Genomic DNA, 17,257 nt, shown 5'->3' with positions numbered 1-17,257 from the left:
GCACCGGCATGTTTCGAATAATGAGTGTCCTTGTTTGCAGCCGGTAACGCCCACGGAGCCTGCGCCCGAAGCCGGGCCCGCCTGTTATGGCGGCAGGGGCGCTGTATGTAGCGAGTTGTCTGGGTATGGAAGTTCCCCGGGGGCGGTTCAAACCGTTCCCCGGGACCATGGATCCGCCTTCCGTGCATCCGGATCCGGGACCGTGAGGCGGCCCCTAGGTAAGACGGGTTCTAGGTGCTTTTCCGTGATGCGGCCAGTTGGTGCCGGGTTGTGAGCCGGGCCTGTGACCCAGCAGGGTTCTTCACACGGCTCCGCTTTCCTTGCAATCTGCCGTGACGCGTAGACCACGCACGCTTCTGCTGGCGCTGTTTGCTTGCCGTCCGGCGTTCGGAAAGGCCGGGAAGCTCAAACATGCCGTTGCAGGGAGCCGGTCTGCCCCTGATCCGCTGAGAGGCGCTGACCGAATGGCGGCGCCGCCTGCGTGCGCTCGACTGGCCGGGCGCGCTCAATAGCGCGTTTTTCACGGCAGACTGATTGCGCACCGGCTGTCAGAAACGCAGCTGCAGGCCGGAACCACGGGCATCCCCAACCCGGCGCGATCCGGGGAGGGATGTCAAACCGGATCAAGCGCCCGGACGCTAGGTGCGGCACCGCGTGCCCAACGCGGGCCAGATCTCTGGGGGCCGCTGGTTTCAGGCGGAGGCCTCTTGCATTTTCTCCCACAGCGGCAGGCACATGCGGCCGGCGCGGGCCTCGATCGCGGCGCAGGCGTCCACCGCCAGATCCTCGCGCCAGCGGCGGGCGGCGATCTGCACGTTAATCGGCTGGGGGCCGTTGGGCAGCTGCGCCAGCCGGGCCGGCACGGAGGCCGCAGGCAGCCCAAGGAAGTTCATCGCATAGGAATAGACCGCGCAGCCGAGCACCTCATGTACGCCTTCCGCGCCTTCGGTGTCGCGGTCGGGCCGGAAGAAGGGCTGCGGCAGGAAGGGCGACAGCACCAGCGGGTAGTCCTCCAGGAACAGCGACCATTGCCGTGCGAAATGGGTGCGCTTAGCCATCATCCGCAAGAGCTCATCTCCGGCAAAGGGCGGGAATTCCTGGAAATAGACAGCAAAGATATCGCGCACGGTCTGCGAGCCGGCCGCGTCCACATCCTGCTTCATCAGGGCATGGATCTCGCCCATCAGGGCGCGGTAGCCGGTGCGCCCGGCCTCAAACACGCAAGGAGGCTCCACTTCCTCAACCTGATAGCCCGCATCGCTGAGCGCCTCGCGGGCGAAGTCCAGCGCCGCCTCGACCTCAGGGTGCAGATCGTAACCGTGGGTGTTTTTCGTGAAGGCGACCTTGATGGGGCCATCCAGCGCCGCGCCGCGCCAGGGCATCGGCACATGGAAAGGGTCGCGCGGGTCCGCGGCAATCAGGGAGGGCATCGACAGATGCAGGTCTTCGGCGGCACGGGTAATCAGCCCCTGCACCGACATGAGCTGCGCCAGCAGCCCGCGTTCCGCCGTCTGGCTGGGGTTCCAGGCGGGCACCCGGCCCAGGCCCGGCTTGACCGTAACTGCGCCATTGGCGGCGGCGGGAAACCGCAACGAACCGCCGATGTCGTTGCCATGCGCCAGCGCACCGATCCCGGCCATCACCGCGGCCCCAGCACCGCCGGAGGAGCCGCCGGGGGAAATGTGCCGGCCCCAGGGGTTGCGGGTGCGCCCATGCAGCGGATTGTCGGTGTCGGCGCGGAAGGAGAACTCCGGCGTGTTGGTGCGGCCGATCACCACCGCACCGGCCTTGTGCAAATTATCGACCACGGGGGCGTCCGCCGGGGCGATCAAATTTCTCAGTGCCGTCACCCCGTTGGAGGTTGCGTGGCCCTTCTGATCCACATTGATCTTGATGGTGACTGGCACACCGTGCAGCGGGCCAGGCTCCGCCCCATTTGCCCGTGCGGTGTCCAGAGCGCGGGCGCGGTCCAGCGCCTCGGTGCTCAGATCCTCGACCACGGCATTGAGGCTTGGGTTCACCGCGTTCATGCGGCTGAGTGAGGCTTTCACCGCGTCCTCTGCGCTCAGATCCCCGGCGCGGGTCAGTGCGGTCAGCTCCGTTGCGCTCAAGCGCCAGATATCCGGTTGTGTCATGCGAAAGCCTCCCTCGCCGCAGCCTAGGCGGGCAGGGCGCAGTTGCAAGCAAAACCGGACGGCAAAAAAGGCTCCGCCCGCAGGCGAAGCCTTCAAAGAACCCTCGCAGGATTTTTGGCCGTTCCCCGCGCTCGGAAACGGGCGCGTTACTTAGCGTAGCCGATGGTCTGCAGCGCCGCGGTGATCTCGTCCAGGATCGCGGGATCGTCGATGGTGGCGGGCATCTTCCACGGTGTTCCGTCGGCAATGTTCACCATGGTGCCGCGCAGGATCTTGCCGGAGCGGGTCTTGGGCAGGCGGTCGACCACCACCGCCAGCTTGAAGGCGGCGACAGGGCCGATCTTCTCGCGCACCAGTTTCACAACTTCGGACACCACCTCCGCGCTGTCGCGGTCCGCCCCGGCGTTGAGGCAGAGGAAGCCCACCGGCATCTGCCCCTTGAGGCTGTCGGCGACGCCGATAACGGCGCATTCGGCGACATCCGGGTGGCCTGCCAGCACTTCTTCCATGGCGCCGGTCGACAGGCGGTGGCCCGCCACGTTGATCACGTCATCCGTGCGCGCCATGATGTAAAGATAGCCGTCCTCGTCCTTCATCCCGGCATCGCCGGTCTCATAATAGCCGGGGAAGGTTGTCAGGTAGCTTTTCTTGAAGCGGTCCTCAGCATTCCAGAGCGTCGGCAGGGTGCCCGGCGGCAGCGGCAGCTTCACCGCGATCGCGCCCAGCTCCCCAGGGGCCACCGGGTTGCCGCCTTCATCCAGAATATCGACTTCATAGCCCGGCATCGGCACGGCGGGGGAGCCGAGCTTGACCGGCAGCTCCTCGATCCCCAGCGGGTTCGCGGCAATCGACCAGCCGGTCTCCGTCTGCCACCAGTGATCGACCACCGGCACCTTCAGCTGCTCCTGCGCCCAGGTGATAGTGTCGGGGTCGGCACGCTCGCCGGCCAGATAGACCTGCTTGAGGCAGCTGAGGTCGTATTTTCCGACATATTCGCCCTTCGGGTCCTCGCGCTTCACCGCGCGGAAGGCGGTGGGGGCGGTGAAGAAGCTCTTGACCTTGTGCTCGGAGATCACCCGCCAGAACGTGCCCGCATCGGGCGTGCCCACGGGTTTGCCCTCGAACACGATGGTGGTGTTGCCGTGAATAAGCGGCCCGTAGCAGATATAGCTGTGGCCCACGACCCAGCCCACATCCGAGGCCGCCCAGAACACATCGCCGGGATCGACGTTGTAGATGTTCTTCATGGTCCAATTGAGCGCCACCAGCTGGCCTGCGGTGTGGCGGATCACCCCCTTGGGCTGGCCGGTGGTGCCAGAGGTATAGAGGATGTAGGAAGGATGGTTGCCCTCCACCGGGACGCATTCGGCCGGTTCCACGCCGTACTGGAAGCCGTGCCAGTTCACGTCGCGGCCCGGAACCAGCTCCGCCACCTCCTGCTCGCGCTGGAAGATTACACAGAAGTCGGGCTTGTGCTCTGCCAGGTCGATGGCACCGTCCAAGAGCGGCTTGTAATGCACGATCCGGCCCGGCTCGATGCCGCAGGAGGCGGCGATGATCGCCTTGGGCTTGGCATCGTCGATCCGCACCGCCAGCTCGTTGGACGCAAAGCCGCCGAACACCACCGAATGCACCGCGCCGATGCGGGAGCAGGCCAGCATCGCCTCCAGCGCTTCGGGGATCATCGGCATGTAGAGGATGACGCGGTCGCCTTTCTCCACGCCCTTGGCGCGCAGCGCGCCGGCCAGTGTGGCAACCCGGTTCCTGAGCTCGACATAGGAGATTTCACGCTTGGTATGGGTGACCGGGCTGTCATAGATGATCGCGGTCTGCTCGCCGCGGCCTTCTTCGACATGGCGGTCGACGGCGTTATAGCAGGTGTTCACCTTGGCATCGGCAAACCACTCGTAAAGCCCCTCTCCCTTGTCAAACAGCGCCTGTTTCGGAGCCTCGTCCCAGCTGATGCCCTTGGCGGCCTCCATCCAGAAAGCTTCCGGATCCTGTTTCCAGGTGGCGTAAATGTCCTGATATCCCATGGTGTCTATCTCCTCCTTCCATCTGCGTAGGCGAGGAACCGGGGAGCGGGCAAGTTTTGCCGTTTCCGCACGCAAGGTTCGTCAAGGAATTTACAGGTTCTGCCCGGATTCACACGGATGTTTTACCGGATTTACAAGCCTCGGGCGGTTTGCACCCGGCCCGCTTTGCAAACCTGTGTTTGCCGCAGAATAATCCGGAAAGGCGCGGAAAACTTGCAAACTTGCAAACCCAACCGCCGCGTGCGCGAAGCTGCGGCAGGGAATCACCCGCTGGAGGATTTGGCGTAGCGGGGCAGGCGGTCTTTCAGCTCCAGCCAGCTCAGATGATCGGAATGGAACACATGGAACCTGGGCGGCATGCTGCCCGGGTTTTCCAGTGTTGCCGTGTAAAGGTGAATGTTCACCGGATCGCGGCTGGTGCGGTAGGCCATCTGGGTGCCGCAGGTGCCGCAGAACAGCCGTTCGACGCCTTCGGAGGAGTTGTAGACCTTCGGTTCCGCACCTGACCACGCTACCGCCTCATGCGGCAGCCCGAGGAATGCAGTGACAGGCGACGCGCAGACGCGGCGGCAGTCGGCGCAGTGGCAGTAGCAGCTCCAGGCCGCCTCGGCCTGGCTCTCCCAATGCACTGCGCCGCAGTGGCAATGCCCTCTCATCTCCGGCCTCCCTGATTGGGCGGCCGGCAAATGGGGCCGCGCCGTTAACCGTAGTGCGCGACCGGGGTGCCGGCAATGGCGGCCATGTTCAAAAGGCCCCGCGCGGTAATCGAGGGCGACACGATGTGGGCGCGGTTGCCCATCCCCATCAGGATCGGCCCGACTTCCAGCCCGCCGGCCCGCATCTTGAGGATGTTGCGCACGCCTGAAGCCGCATCGGCATGGGCAAAGATCAGCACGTTGGCGGCGCCCTCCAGCCGCGAATTGGGGAAGATCCGCTCGCGCAGTTCCGGGTCCAATGCGGTGTCGATGTTCATCTCGCCCTCGTAAACGAAATCGCGGCGCTTATCGTCGAGGATTTCGATGGCGGCGCGCAGACGGCTGCCGGTGTCGCAGGAGATATTGCCGAACTGCGACTGCGAGCACAGCGCGATCTTCGGCGCGAGGCCGAAGCGGCGCACGTGGCGGGCGGCGCCGATCACGGTTTCGGCGATCTGTTCCGGGGTCGGCTCCACATGCACATGGGTGTCGGCAATGAACAGCGGGCCGTCTTCAAGGATCATCATCGACAGCGCCCCGTGCGGCGAATAGGTGCCGCCGCCCAGCACCTGCTGCACGTAATTCAGGTGCCAGCGGTACTCTCCGAAAGTGCCGCACAGCAGGCTGTCCGCTTCGCCGCGGTGCACCATGATGGCACCGATGGCGGTGGTGTTGGTGCGCATGATCGCCTTGGCCAGATCCGGCGTCACGCCGCGGCGCTGCATCACCTTGTGATAGCTGTTCCAGTAATCGTAATAGCGCGGATCGTTTTCCGGGTTCACCAGCTGGAAATCCCGCCCCGGGCGCACATCCAGCCCCAGCTTTTCGCAGCGGCGCTCGATCACCTCCGGGCGGCCGATCAGGATCGGGGTTTCGGTGGTTTCTTCCAGGATCGCCTGCGCCGCGCGCAGCACCCGCTCGTCCTCGCCCTCAGCAAAGACAATGCGGCGGGCGGCGGCGCGGGCAGCCTCGAACACCGGCCGCATCAGCAGGGCGGATTTGAACACCGTCTGGTTCAGTTTCTGCTTGTAGGCAGTGATATCTTCGATCGGGCGGGTCGCCACGCCGCTTTCCATTGCCGCCTTGGCCACGGCGGAGGACACAACCGCCACCAGCCGCGGGTCGAACGGTTTCGGGATCAGGTAATCGGCGCCGAAATTCAGCTGTTCGCCCTTGTAGGCCGCCGCGGCCTCGGCGCTGGTCGTGGCGCGGGCCAGTTCGGCTATGCCGTCGACGCAGGCAATCTGCATTTCGTCATTGATCTCTGTGGCCCCCACATCCAGCGCCCCGCGGAAGATGAAGGGGAAGCACAGCACGTTGTTGACCTGATTGGGAAAATCGCTGCGGCCCGTGGCGATAATCGCATCCGGAGCCACCTTGCGCGCCTGTTCGGGCATGATCTCCGGCGTCGGGTTGGCCAGCGCAAAGATGATCGGGCGTTTGGCCATCTTCTTGACCATATTTGGCTGCAGCACGTTCGGGCCAGAGAGGCCCAGGAACAGGTCCGCGCCGTCCATCACCTCGTCCAGCGTGCGCTTGTCCGACGCTTGGGCAAAGGCCGCCTTCTGCGGGTTCATGTCCTCTTCGCGGCCCTCATAGACCAGCCCGTGGATGTCGCAGAGCCAGATATTTTCCCGCTTCACGCCCAGCTTCACCAGCATGTTGAGGCAGGCAATCCCCGCCGCGCCGCCGCCGGTGGAGACGATCTTGATGTCCTCAAACGACTTGCCCGCCACGTGCAGCGCGTTCTTGGCCGCAGCCCCGACCACAATCGCGGTGCCGTGCTGGTCATCGTGGAAGACGGGAATGTTCATCCGCTCGCGGCACAGTTTCTCGACCACAAAGCAGTCCGGCGCCTTGATGTCTTCGAGGTTGATCGCGCCGAATGTCGGCTCCAGCGCGCAGACGATATCGGCCAGCTTTTCCGGATCGCTTTCGTTCACCTCGATGTCGAAGCAGTCGATCCCTGCGAAATTCTTGAACAGGACCGCCTTGCCCTCCATCACCGGCTTGGAGGCCAGCGCGCCGATGTTGCCCAGGCCCAGAACCGCCGAGCCGTTCGACACCACCGCCACCAGGTTCCCGCGCGAGGTGTAGCGGGCCGCGTTGGCCGCATCCGCCTGGATCTCGGTGCAGGCTTCGGCGACGCCGGGGGAATAAGCGCGCGCCAGATCGCGCCCGTTGGCCATCGGCTTGGTCGCGCGGATCTCCAGCTTACCGGGGCGCGGAAACTCGTGATAGTTGAGCGCGGCTTGGCGCAGGTTCTGTGAATCGGACATCTGGCGCTCCTCGAAAATCGTATGGTTTAGTGTTAAACCATTTTTCCTGCCGGAAACCTAGCGTAAACTGACGCTATTGGGCGCGGCGGCGCCCCGGCGGCGGCTTCTTGCATAAATCCTGCCCTGCGGCCACAGTTCCCCGCAAATGAAAAGGGAGTGAAAAATGAGCGATACAATCGCCGAAATCCGCCTGCCCACGCAGGAGCTGCGCGACGATATTCCGTTCTATACCAAGGTCTTGGGCATGAAGATGGATATGATCTACCCGGCGGATGATCCGCGCATCGCGGTGTTTTCCGGCCACGGGCTGCGGCTGCGCATCGAAAAGGGGGCAGAGGAAAGCGCCGGCACAATCCGCATTCTGACTGAAGATCCTGATGGTTTTGCCGAAGGCCAGCGCCGCCTGACCGCGCCCAACGGCACCAAGGTGGAAATCGAGGAACGCCACCCGCCGATGGTGATGCCGGAAACGGTGCACAGTTTCGTGGTCCGCCGCCTCAAGGACCAGGCCCCCTGGATCATCGGGCGGGCGGGCATGCACTACCGCGATCTGGTGCCGGACCGCTTGGGCGGCTCGATCATCGCCAGCCACATCCGCATTCCCGACGGCGGCCCGGTGCCGGACATGGTGCATTTCCACCGTGTCGGCTTCCAACTGATCTTCTGCATCCACGGCTGGGTCGATGTGGTCTACGAGGATCAGGGCGACAAGATGCGCCTGACTGCGGGCGACTGCTTTATCCAGCCGCCGGAAATCCGCCACCGGGTGCTGGAGGCAAGCGACAACGTCCAGGTGATCGAGATCGGTGTCCCGGCCGAACACGTCACTGAAATCGACCACGACATGGCTCTGCCGACGCCCCATTACCGCCCCGAACGGGAATGGCAGGGCCAGCGCTTTGTCTACAACAAGGCAGAAAGCGCCGAATGGGTGCCGTTCCGGCTGCCGGGCTACATCTGCCGCGACACCACGATTGCCGCGAACACAAAGGGCGTCGCGGGCGTGCAGGTGGTGCGCCGCGGAGAGGGCGCGCCGCAATGGGCCGCGCATGACACCGATATCCATTTCACCTTTGTGATGAATGGCACGGTCACGCTGGAGGGTGAAGGCCGTGAACCCTGCCGACTGGAACAGGGCGACGCCTTTGTCATCCCGCCGGGCATGAAGACCCGCCTCAGTGAACCGTCGCAAGATGTGGAGCTGCTGGAAGTGACCCTGCCCGGCGTGTTCAACACCACGCTGGGGCAGTGACGGAACCGCGCCCGGGGGCTTTCGCTCCCCGGGCCGTTTCCGCTATCCTGCGGCACCTTGACCAGACGATCAAAAAACGGGGAATCGCCATGAGCCTCAGAAACGCCGCCGCCGCCGTCCGCGAAAACGCCCACGCGCCTTATTCCAACTTCAAGGTAGGCGCTGCCGTGCGCTCCGCCTCCGGCCAGATCTACGTTGGCTGCAACGTCGAAAACGTGGCCTATCCCGAAGGCACCTGTGCCGAGGCCGGCGCCATCGCCGCGATGGTGGCCGCGGGCGAGACGGAACTGGCCGAGGTCTATGTGATCGCCGATTGCCCGTCGCCGATCCCGCCCTGCGGCGGCTGCCGCCAGAAGATCAAGGAATTCGCCGGCAATGACGTGAAGGTGACCATGGCCACCACCGATGGCGCCGAACGGGAATCCACCGTCGGCGACCTGCTGCCGGGCGCCTTTGACACGGACCATTTGGAGCGCAAGTGATGGACGCCCGCGCCATCAACGCAAAGCTCCGGCGCGGCGACCCCCCCGGCGAAGCGGAGCTGCGCTGGTTTGCCGATGGCCTGGCCAGCGGCGCGGTGTCGGATGCGCAGGCCGGGGCCTTTGCCATGGCCGTCTGCCTGCAGGGCCTCAGCGTCGAGGGCCGCCGCGCGCTGACCCTGGCGATGCGCGATACCGGCGATGTGCTGCATTGGGATCTGGACGGCCCGGTGCTGGACAAGCATTCCACCGGCGGCGTGGGCGATTGCGTCTCGCTGCTGCTGGCGCCTGCGCTGGCGGCTTGCGGTGCCTATGTGCCGATGATTTCGGGCCGCGGGCTGGGCCATACCGGCGGCACGCTGGACAAGCTCGAGGCCATTCCCGGCGTCTCCATCAACGTCAGCGAAGACCATCTGCGGGGCATGATGCAGGACACCGGCTGCGCCATTGTTGGCGCCACCGCCCAGATCGCGCCTGCGGACAAGCGGCTTTATGCGATCCGCGACGTGACCGGCACCGTCGAAAGCCTCGATCTGATCACCGCCTCGATCCTGTCCAAGAAACTCGCGGCGTCCCCGGACGCGCTGGTGCTGGACGTGAAAATCGGCTCCGGCGCGTTTATGAAAACCGCGGATGAGGCCCGCGCGCTGGCGCAATCCCTGTGCGACACCGCCAACGCCGCAGGCTGCCGCACGTCGGCGCTGATCACCGACATGAACCAGCCGCTGGCGCCTGCGCTTGGCAACGCGCTGGAGGTGGCAGAGGTGATGCGGGTGCTGACCGGCGATGCGTCCGGGCCGCTGGCAGAGATCACCGCGATCCTGGGCGGCGAGCTGCTGTCCCACGCAGGCCTCGCCGCAGATGCGGCGGAGGGCGCGGCCAGGATTGCCGCGACCCTTGCAGACGGCAGCGCGGCAGACCGCTTTGCCCGGATGATCGCGGCGCTCGGCGGCCCTGCCGATTTTGCCGGCAGGTGGCAAGACCATCTGCCCGGTGCGGAAGTCATCCGCGAGGTCAAGGCGCCCTCAACGGGGCATATCGCAGCCATGAACGGCGAGGCGCTTGGCCTGGCGGTTGTCAGCCTTGGCGGCGGCCGCATGGTGGAAAGCGACCGCATCCACCCGGGCGTCGGGATTTCGGACATTGTCCGCCTGGGCCAGCAGGTCGGGGCAGGGGACACCCTTGCCCGCATCCACGCCGCCAGCGATGATGCGGCAGAGACGGCGGAGGCTGCCTTTCTCGCGGCAATCTCCATCGGCGAAGCGCCCCGGTCCCTGCCGCCGCTGGTTCACGAAAGGATCTGCTGATGCCCCGTGCCTTCATTGTGGTGATGGACTCCGCCGGCATCGGCGGCGCGCCGGATGCCGGGACCTTCTTCAACGGCGACCTGCCGGACCTTGGCGCCAACACGCTGGCCCACATCGCCCAGGCCTGTGCCGCCGGCAAGGCGGACGAGGGCCGCAGCGGCGCGCTGAATGTGCCGAACCTGGAACGGCTTGGCCTTGGGGCTGCGATGCGGCTGGCGTCCTCGGTGCCGTTCCCGGGCCTGGACGCCGAACCGCAGGGCCGCTGGGGCTGTGCCCGCGAACTCAGCCGCGGCAAGGACACGCCTTCGGGCCATTGGGAGCTGGCAGGCCTGCCGGTGCCCTGGGACTGGCATTACTTCCCCGATCAGGCGCCCTCCTTCCCTGAGGATCTGAGCGCCTTTGTGGCGGAACAGGCAGGCACCGATGGTATCCTCGGCAACTGCCACGCCTCCGGCACGGTGATCATCAGCGACCTGGGGGCCGAACATATGCGGACCGGCAAGCCGATCTGCTACACCTCCGCCGACAGCGTGTTCCAGATCGCCGCGCATGAAGAATCTTTCGGCCTCGACCGCCTGCTGAAGCTGTGCGAAGCGATTGCCCCGCGCCTGCACGCGATGAAGGTGGGCCGGGTCATCGCGCGCCCCTTCATCGGCTCGGCAGCAGAAGGCTTCACCCGCACCACCAACCGCCGCGACTACGCCATCACCCCGCCCGCACCGGTTCTGACCAACTGGGTGCAGGACGCGGGCCGCAAGGTCCACGCCATCGGCAAGATCGGCGACATCTTTACCATGTCCGGCATCGACACCCTGAAAAAAGGCTCTGATGCCAAGCTGATGGAGCATCTGTTTGACGCGGTGGAGACAGCGGAGGACGGCAGCCTGACCTTCGCCAACTTTGTCGAATTCGACAGCCTGTTCGGACACACCCGCGACATCTCAGGCTATGCCCGCGCGCTGGAGTGGTTTGACGCTGAAATCGGCCGCCTGCTGCCCAAGCTGCGCAAGGGGGACATGCTGCTGCTGACTGCCGATCACGGCAACGATCCCAGTTGGCCCGGTTCCGATCACACGCGCGAACAGGTGCCGGTTCTGATCGCAGGGCTTGACGCAGGCCCCATCGGGCAGGTCAAATTTGCCGATATGGGCGTCTCTGTCGCGGCCCATCTGAACGTCCCGGCCCAGGGTCCGGGCAAGAGTTTTCTTTGACCCGGCGGTCAAAACCCGCTTGCCTGCCGCGGCCAAGCCCGTAAAAGCGCTGCAACCAAATCTGAGGAGTGCCCCATGACCGACCACCTGACCGTTGTTGATCACCCGCTTGTGCAGCACAAGCTGACCCTGATGCGGGACAAGGGCACGTCCACCGCGGGCTTCCGCCGCCTGCTGCGCGAGATCACCCAGCTCCTGGCCTATGAAATCACCCGCGAGATGCCGCTGACCACCACCACCATCGAAACCCCGATGGAGGAAATGGAAGCGCCGATCCTGGCGGGCAAGAAACTGGCGCTGGTATCGATCCTGCGGGCGGGCAACGGGATGCTGGACGGCGTGCTGGAGCTGATCCCCTCGGCCCGCGTCGGTTTTGTCGGCCTCTACCGCGACGAGGAAACCCTGGAGCCGGTGCAGTATTACTTCAAGGCGCCCGAAGGGCTGAAGGACCGTCTGGTGATCGCGGTGGACCCGATGCTGGCCACCGGCAACAGCTCTGCCGCGGCCGTCGACCTGCTGAAGGAAGCCGGCGCCAACAACATCCGCTTCCTGTGCCTGCTGGCGTCGCCCGAAGGCGTTGCCCGGATGAAAGAGGCGCACCCGGATGTGCCGATCGTCACCGCGTCGCTGGACCGCGAAATCAATGCCAAGGGCTATATCCTGCCGGGCCTGGGCGATGCCGGCGACCGGATGTTCGGCACCAAGTAACACCCACTGCGCCAAGGCGCCTCAGGGCGCCCTGGCCGTGCGCGGGCAGATCCGGCCCTTGCGGCCATTCGCTCCAATTGGCGCAAAAATTGCCGGAGCGCAGCCCTATTGTTGCCGCAAAATCTTTACTCACAAGCCAGAGTCAGGCATCCTGCAGCCATATTTTGTGGGGCTCAGGAATGAAAATAACTAGAATTATTGCACTGGCCATCATCGCGGGGACATCAGGCGCGGCAGGTGGACAGGCGCAAACTCTGCGCCCAACCAGCCCGCCCGCCGAATTTCCGCCAGCCTCCTATGACGGGCGGCAATTTGTCGACAGCCGCGGGTGTGTCTACATCCGGGCAGGCATTGACGGCAACGTGACCTGGGTGCCGCAGGTGACGCGCTCGCGCAAGCAGATCTGCGGTTTGCAGCCGACCCAGCTGGCCGGAACCACCCAGCAGCAGCCGCGCGCCGCAGCACCGGAGCTGATCACGCTGGAGCCCAGCCAGCAGCCCGCACAGACGGCAGAACCCGCGCCGGCCGCCTCTGCACCGGCTGCGGCCAGCCCGCCGCCCCAGGTGGCGGCCACCGCCAAACCGCGCAGCACGCCGCAAACCGCCAGCGCCCGCCCGGCGCCTGCCGCTGCCACCGCGCCGGCGGTCAGGAAAGTGGTGCGGGTAGCCCCGGCGTCCGCCGCCGCTGCGCCGCAGTCCTCCGTGCTGCTGACGCCGAACACCCGGGTGGTGCAGACCCACATCTACCAGGAGCGCCGCCTCAGCAACAGTTTCCAGGTGCCCCAGGGCTACCGGCCGGTCTGGACCGACGGCCGCCTCAACCCGCAGCGCGCGGTGCGCACGGTGCGGCCTGCGGTGGTGAGCGGCGCGGCCCAGGTCCCGCCCGGCTATCTGAGGGTTGAGCGCGAAGACGGCCGCCTGAACCCGATGCGCGGCCTGCGCTCGCCGCAAGGGGACGCGCAGATGGCGCGGGTCTGGAACGACGAGGTGCCGCGCAGTTTGGTGCAGCTGCCGCTGGACCGTCCCACGGTAAGACTGCCGCGCGAGGCCCGCCGCAGCCCGGCTGAGGCAAAGGAAACCGGGCTGCGCCTGTCCACCCGCTCGGCACCAGGCGCAGAGGCACCGGAACACGCCGCCGCTGCGGCGCGCTATGTCCGGGCCGCGACCTACGCAGACGCGGGTCAGGCCCGCGCCGCGGCCCGCAAGCTGGCCGCATCGGGGCTGCCGGTGCGTCTGGGCACCGTCAGCCGCAAGGGTCAGCCCTACAAGGTTGTGATGGCAGGGCCGTACCGGGACGCAGGCCAGGCCGCCGCCGCGCTGGCCAAGGCGCAGCAGGCCGGTTTCAGCGGCGCCCGGCTCAGCAGATAACATTCTGCGGGCATGCGGATGAACAGGCCGGGCTGCTGCCCGGCCTTTTTTTCGCCGTCTGTCTGGTCTTCGCGCGCTGATGGACGGGAGCCTGGCGCTACCGCCGCTGGCAGGTAAAGACATAAGCGGCCAGCGGCATCCGCAGCGGCGGCGGCCCAAGCCGGGCGCGCAGGGCGTCCAGAATGGCGCTGGCGACCTCATCGGGATCCACGCCGCCCCGGCTGCGGATTTCGTCGATCATCGGATTGCCATAGACCAGCGCCTCCGCAAATGTCTCCGGATCCTCCAGGGCCTTATCCAGCGCAACCGCTTCATGGCCGGCGTCGGTCCAGTCCTCCCCGTTCAGGTCCGCCTTCACCGCTTCGGGGTCGCCGTAATGGAACGGCACCTTGTAGAACCCCGGCGGATCATCGGGGAAGAACCGGGCGGCCTCGCCGTCGGCGATTTCCGCAAACGGGTTCTGCGCCATTGGCGCCCAAACGCTGAAGATATACCGCCCGCCGGGCTTCAGCACCCGCGCGGCTTCCCGGAAGGCGGCGGGTTTGCCGGGAAAGAACATCACCCCGAACTGGCAGGCAACCAGATCAAAGCTGCCATCGGCAAAGGGCAGCGTCATCGCATCGGCGGTTTGAAAGGTGACATTCGCGGCACCCGACAGTTTCGCCTCTGCCACGGCCAGCATCGGTTCGTTCAGGTCGGTGACAGTCAGCTTGCAGTCCGGCGGCAGACTGCGCCTCAGCCGCTGCGAGACAATCCCGGTTCCCGCCGCCAGTTCCAGCACGTTTTGCGGGCTGTGGCCGCGGCACCGTGCGGCCAGGTCATCCGCATAGTCACTGAAAATAACCGGCCCCAGGCCCCTGTCATAATAGCTTGGAATATTCCCCGTAAATCTGGCTGCAGTCTCCGGCATGGCTCCATCCCCCTGAACACGCGTTTGCGCAGATTTGACGATCCTAGCAGATCCGGCGCATTCGGGCGATTGGCAGGGTTATGGCAGCGGGCGGCAGGGCCGCGGACGGGATCAGCCGCAGATGTTTTGCAGCTGCACCCAGTCGCGGTCGTTCAGCACCGGCTCCAGCTCGCGGCCGGCCATCGGGTCGGCTTCGATCAGCCCCAGCACCGATTCACCCGTGATATCCAGCGCATAGGCGTAGGGCGAGGAGGGCAGGGCGGCGCGGGCAAATTCCGCCAGCAGCACCTGGTCCGAAAGCGCGGGCCGCGGGCTGGCCAGGGTGGCCTCGGCATAGGCGTCCAGGGTAGAGCGGTCCACATCGCCGGTGGTCAGCAGCTTGAAGGTGGCAAGAACCCCGCCCGCCTCCAGCAGCTCGAACATCGGGTCGCTGGCCTCAGCGCGGGCGCGTTCTGCCAGAATTGCGCCGGCCGCCACTGCCGGATCCTCGAAATCCTCCACATAGGCGCGATTCAGCAGCACGATGCCGCCGGGCAGATGCAGGCTGCCGGGAATGCCGGAGCGCAGCACCGCCAGCTGCCGCACCCCGGTGCGCTGTGCCAGGGTCTTCAGGATCGGCGCCGCCTCCGGCGTGGCGCAGGCCGGGCCGGAGACCCGCTCGATCCGCCCCAAAAGCGCCTGGCCGATGGCCTTGCGCTTGATCTCAGGCACCACGCTGACCGCGTGGCGCGTGACGGCGCCGGGCAGCCACAGCACCAGCAGCGCCATCACCAGCGCCAGCATGCCCAGAATGCTGACCGCCCGCAGCCGCCCGGGCCGCGCTCGGGAGCGGCCGATGGCGTTCTGCACCCGGGAGATCGCCTCCAGCATGGCGGTTTCATCCGCGGCGATTTCCAGCGTCTCGCCGGGGTCGCCGTCGGGGTGGAACAGGGCTGGGAATTCGCCGGGATTGGCCCGCTCCACCGCAGCCAGCGACCAATGCGCCAGCGGCCGGTCATTCATGCTGGCAATCGTCAGCGTCGCATCGCCCAGCGAGATGATCACATCCCGCCGCTGCGCCCCAGGATCTGCGCGCCACAAGCCCGCAGCCTCCAGCCGCTCAAATTCCTTCAATGCCGTCATGCAGCCCGCCCGGCCCCCGTGTTTATCATTGGCGCCAGAATAATCACATAAAACAGGGGCGGCAATTTGCTTTGCCGCCCCGGACCGCCTTCACAGCCGGAAATTACAGGTTCTTTGCGATTTTCCTCAGCTCGAACTTCTGGATCTTGCCGGTGGAGGTTTTGGGCAGCTCCTGAAACACCACTTTCTTCGGCGCCTTGAAGCCTGCGAGCGTCTCGCGCGAGAAGGCGATCAGCGCCGCCTCATCGGTGCTGGCGCCCGGCTTCAGCTCGACAAAGGCGCAGGGCACCTCGCCCCATTTTTCGTCCGGCATCGCCGCGACCGCGGCCAGCAGCACATCGGGATGCGCCATCAGCACGCCCTCCACCTCGACAGAGGAGATGTTCTCGCCGCCCGAGATGATGATGTCCTTGGCACGGTCAGCGATCTGGATATAGCCGTCGGGGTGCTGCACGGCGAGGTCGCCGGAGTTGAAATAGCCGCCCTTGAAGGCCTCCGCCGTGGCGTCCGGGTTTTTCAGATAGCCCTTCATCACCACATTGCCGCGCAGCGCAATCTCCCCCTGGCTCTGGCCGTCCATCGGCAGCACATTGTGCTCGCTGTCGCGCACCACCACCGGCTCCAGCATCGGCATGGCGACACCCTGGCGGGACTTTTTGGCGGCAATGCCCGCCTTGTCCAGACCGTCCCATTCCGCCGCCTTCCAGTAGCACTCGGTGACATGCCCGAAAGTCTCGGTCAGCCCGTAGACATGGGTGATGTTGAAGCCGAGGTTTTCGATCTTCGAAAGTGTCGCGGGGGCGGGCGGGGCGCCGGCAGTGAAGACCTCCACCGTGTGATCAAAGGTGCGGCGTTCCTCGTCCAGCGCGTTCACCAGCATGTTCAGCACGATCGGCGCGCCGCCGAAATGGGTGACGCCCTCGTAATGGATGGCGTTGTAGATATTCTGCGCGCTGATATCGCGGCAGCAGACCAGTGTGCCGCCGACCAGCGGCATCATCCAGGTGTGGTTCCAGCCGTTGCAGTGGAACAGCGGCACAATGGTCAGATAGACCGGGTGCAGCACCATCCGCCAGGACACCACCGTGCCCATGGTCATCAGGTAAGCGCCGCGGTGGTGATAGACCACGCCCTTGGGCCGCCCGGTGGTGCCGGAGGTATAATTCAGCGCCAGGCTCTCCCATTCGTCTTCGGGCATGACCCACTGGAAGTCCGGATCGCCACTGGCCAGCAGCGCCTCATACTCCATATGGCGGCCGGTGGCGTGCCAGGTTGCCTGGTCATCGGCCACTTCGATCAGGATGGGGGCAGGGCCTTCCATCTCCTCCACCGCGGCCTCGGCCAGTTCCAGGAACTGCGGATCGACCAGCACCGCCTTGGCCTCGCCGTGGCCGAAGATATAGGCGACCGTACCGACATCCAGCCGGGTGTTGATGGTGTTCAGCACCGCACCGCAAGCGGGCACGCCGAAATGCGCCTCCGCCTGGGCGGGGATGTTCGGCAGCAGGGTGGCCACCACATCGCCGGGCTTCACCCCCAGCCTGGCCAGGCCGGACGCCAGCCGGGTGCAGCGCTCGTGATACTCGGCATAGGTCTTGCGGTGCTTGCCATAGCTGACGGCCAGATGGTCCGGAAACACCTGCGCCGCCCGCTGCAGATGCGACAGCGGCGTCAGCGGCACATAATTTGCGGCGGTCTTCTCCAGACCGGTTTCATCCGCCATCCACCCCATCAGTTTCCTCCCCTGAATCACTAT

Annotated in this window: 13 protein-coding genes; 6 read left to right on the top strand and 7 right to left on the bottom strand. The window is 65.8% G+C overall.

The features are described from left to right. Nucleotides 1-692: 692 nt before the first annotated feature. From DAEP_RS0107270 to DAEP_RS0107255, 4 genes are all read right to left on the bottom strand, one after another. Nucleotides 693-2,135, bottom strand: coding sequence for an amidase family protein (locus DAEP_RS0107270; protein WP_027244198.1), 1,443 nt, complete (start codon nucleotides 2,133-2,135; stop codon nucleotides 693-695). Between the two features lie 146 nt (nucleotides 2,136-2,281). Next, nucleotides 2,282-4,171: a propionate-CoA ligase PrpE gene (gene prpE / locus DAEP_RS0107265; RefSeq protein WP_027244197.1), complete on the bottom strand. Its 1,890-nt coding sequence runs from the start codon at nucleotides 4,169-4,171 to the stop codon at nucleotides 2,282-2,284. Nucleotides 4,172-4,434: 263 nt separating this feature from the next. Continuing rightward, the gene (locus DAEP_RS0107260; protein WP_008554801.1) at nucleotides 4,435-4,827 is read right to left on the bottom strand and encodes a GFA family protein; all 393 of its coding nucleotides are present in this window, start codon (nucleotides 4,825-4,827) and stop codon (nucleotides 4,435-4,437) included. Between the two features lie 44 nt (nucleotides 4,828-4,871). Continuing rightward, entirely contained in the window at nucleotides 4,872-7,145 is a 2,274-nt protein-coding gene (locus tag DAEP_RS0107255) for an NADP-dependent malic enzyme (RefSeq protein WP_027244196.1), read from the bottom strand. A 163-nt stretch (nucleotides 7,146-7,308) separates the two neighbouring features. Here DAEP_RS0107255 and DAEP_RS0107250 point away from each other — a divergent pair, with 163 nt between their 5' ends. The 6 genes from DAEP_RS0107250 to DAEP_RS0107225 all read left to right on the top strand — a co-directional run bounded on the left by DAEP_RS0107250 (nucleotide 7,309) and on the right by DAEP_RS0107225 (nucleotide 13,469). After that, nucleotides 7,309-8,397, top strand: a complete 1,089-nt coding sequence (locus DAEP_RS0107250; RefSeq protein WP_027244195.1) for a cupin domain-containing protein — start codon at nucleotides 7,309-7,311, stop codon at nucleotides 8,395-8,397. A gap of 68 nt (nucleotides 8,398-8,465) precedes the next feature. After that, complete coding sequence (locus DAEP_RS0107245; protein ID WP_281171964.1) at nucleotides 8,466-8,879, top strand: cytidine deaminase; 414 nt, start codon at nucleotides 8,466-8,468, stop codon at nucleotides 8,877-8,879. After that, nucleotides 8,879-10,183: a thymidine phosphorylase gene (locus DAEP_RS0107240; RefSeq protein WP_027244194.1), complete on the top strand. Its 1,305-nt coding sequence runs from the start codon at nucleotides 8,879-8,881 to the stop codon at nucleotides 10,181-10,183. Before DAEP_RS0107245 ends, DAEP_RS0107240 begins: the two co-directional genes overlap by 1 nt. Continuing rightward, nucleotides 10,183-11,394: a phosphopentomutase gene (locus tag DAEP_RS0107235; RefSeq protein WP_027244193.1), complete on the top strand. Its 1,212-nt coding sequence runs from the start codon at nucleotides 10,183-10,185 to the stop codon at nucleotides 11,392-11,394. Before DAEP_RS0107240 ends, DAEP_RS0107235 begins: the two co-directional genes overlap by 1 nt. Before the next feature lie 75 nt (nucleotides 11,395-11,469). Next, nucleotides 11,470-12,102 carry a uracil phosphoribosyltransferase gene (upp, locus tag DAEP_RS0107230; protein WP_008557887.1) on the top strand — a complete coding sequence of 211 codons (633 nt, stop codon included), beginning with the start codon at nucleotides 11,470-11,472 and terminating at the stop codon, nucleotides 12,100-12,102. Between the two features lie 179 nt (nucleotides 12,103-12,281). Further along, complete coding sequence (locus DAEP_RS0107225) at nucleotides 12,282-13,469, top strand: SPOR domain-containing protein (protein ID WP_027244192.1); 1,188 nt, start codon at nucleotides 12,282-12,284, stop codon at nucleotides 13,467-13,469. 97 nt (nucleotides 13,470-13,566) lie between these two features. Here DAEP_RS0107225 and DAEP_RS0107220 read toward each other — a convergent pair whose 3' ends face one another. The 3 genes from DAEP_RS0107220 to DAEP_RS0107210 form a co-directional block, all read right to left on the bottom strand. Next, nucleotides 13,567-14,379, bottom strand: a complete 813-nt coding sequence (locus DAEP_RS0107220; RefSeq protein WP_027244191.1) for a class I SAM-dependent methyltransferase — start codon at nucleotides 14,377-14,379, stop codon at nucleotides 13,567-13,569. A gap of 111 nt (nucleotides 14,380-14,490) precedes the next feature. Then, complete coding sequence (locus tag DAEP_RS0107215; RefSeq protein ID WP_008557631.1) at nucleotides 14,491-15,501, bottom strand: hypothetical protein; 1,011 nt, start codon at nucleotides 15,499-15,501, stop codon at nucleotides 14,491-14,493. Nucleotides 15,502-15,604: 103 nt separating this feature from the next. Then, nucleotides 15,605-17,233, bottom strand: a complete 1,629-nt coding sequence (locus tag DAEP_RS0107210; RefSeq protein WP_027244190.1) for an AMP-binding protein — start codon at nucleotides 17,231-17,233, stop codon at nucleotides 15,605-15,607. Nucleotides 17,234-17,257: the final 24 nt, after the last annotated feature.

Source organism: Leisingera daeponensis DSM 23529, assembly GCF_000473145.1.
In the GTDB taxonomy this organism is placed as follows: domain Bacteria; phylum Pseudomonadota; class Alphaproteobacteria; order Rhodobacterales; family Rhodobacteraceae; genus Leisingera; species Leisingera daeponensis.
The sequence above is the reverse complement of the archived record's forward strand: the minus strand, read 5'-3'. Positions and strand labels throughout refer to the sequence as shown.

Coding starts and splice junctions, on each gene's coding strand:
- DAEP_RS0107270 (WP_027244198.1), bottom strand. CDS start 2,135: ATGACACAACCGGATATCTGGCGCTTGAGCGCAACGGAGCTGACCGCA.
- prpE (WP_027244197.1), bottom strand. CDS start 4,171: ATGGGATATCAGGACATTTACGCCACCTGGAAACAGGATCCGGAAGCT.
- DAEP_RS0107260 (WP_008554801.1), bottom strand. CDS start 4,827: ATGAGAGGGCATTGCCACTGCGGCGCAGTGCATTGGGAGAGCCAGGCC.
- DAEP_RS0107255 (WP_027244196.1), bottom strand. CDS start 7,145: ATGTCCGATTCACAGAACCTGCGCCAAGCCGCGCTCAACTATCACGAG.
- DAEP_RS0107250 (WP_027244195.1), top strand. CDS start 7,309: ATGAGCGATACAATCGCCGAAATCCGCCTGCCCACGCAGGAGCTGCGC.
- DAEP_RS0107240 (WP_027244194.1), top strand. CDS start 8,879: ATGGACGCCCGCGCCATCAACGCAAAGCTCCGGCGCGGCGACCCCCCC.
- DAEP_RS0107235 (WP_027244193.1), top strand. CDS start 10,183: ATGCCCCGTGCCTTCATTGTGGTGATGGACTCCGCCGGCATCGGCGGC.
- upp (WP_008557887.1), top strand. CDS start 11,470: ATGACCGACCACCTGACCGTTGTTGATCACCCGCTTGTGCAGCACAAG.
- DAEP_RS0107225 (WP_027244192.1), top strand. CDS start 12,282: ATGAAAATAACTAGAATTATTGCACTGGCCATCATCGCGGGGACATCA.
- DAEP_RS0107220 (WP_027244191.1), bottom strand. CDS start 14,379: ATGCCGGAGACTGCAGCCAGATTTACGGGGAATATTCCAAGCTATTAT.
- DAEP_RS0107215 (WP_008557631.1), bottom strand. CDS start 15,501: ATGACGGCATTGAAGGAATTTGAGCGGCTGGAGGCTGCGGGCTTGTGG.
- DAEP_RS0107210 (WP_027244190.1), bottom strand. CDS start 17,233: ATGGGGTGGATGGCGGATGAAACCGGTCTGGAGAAGACCGCCGCAAAT.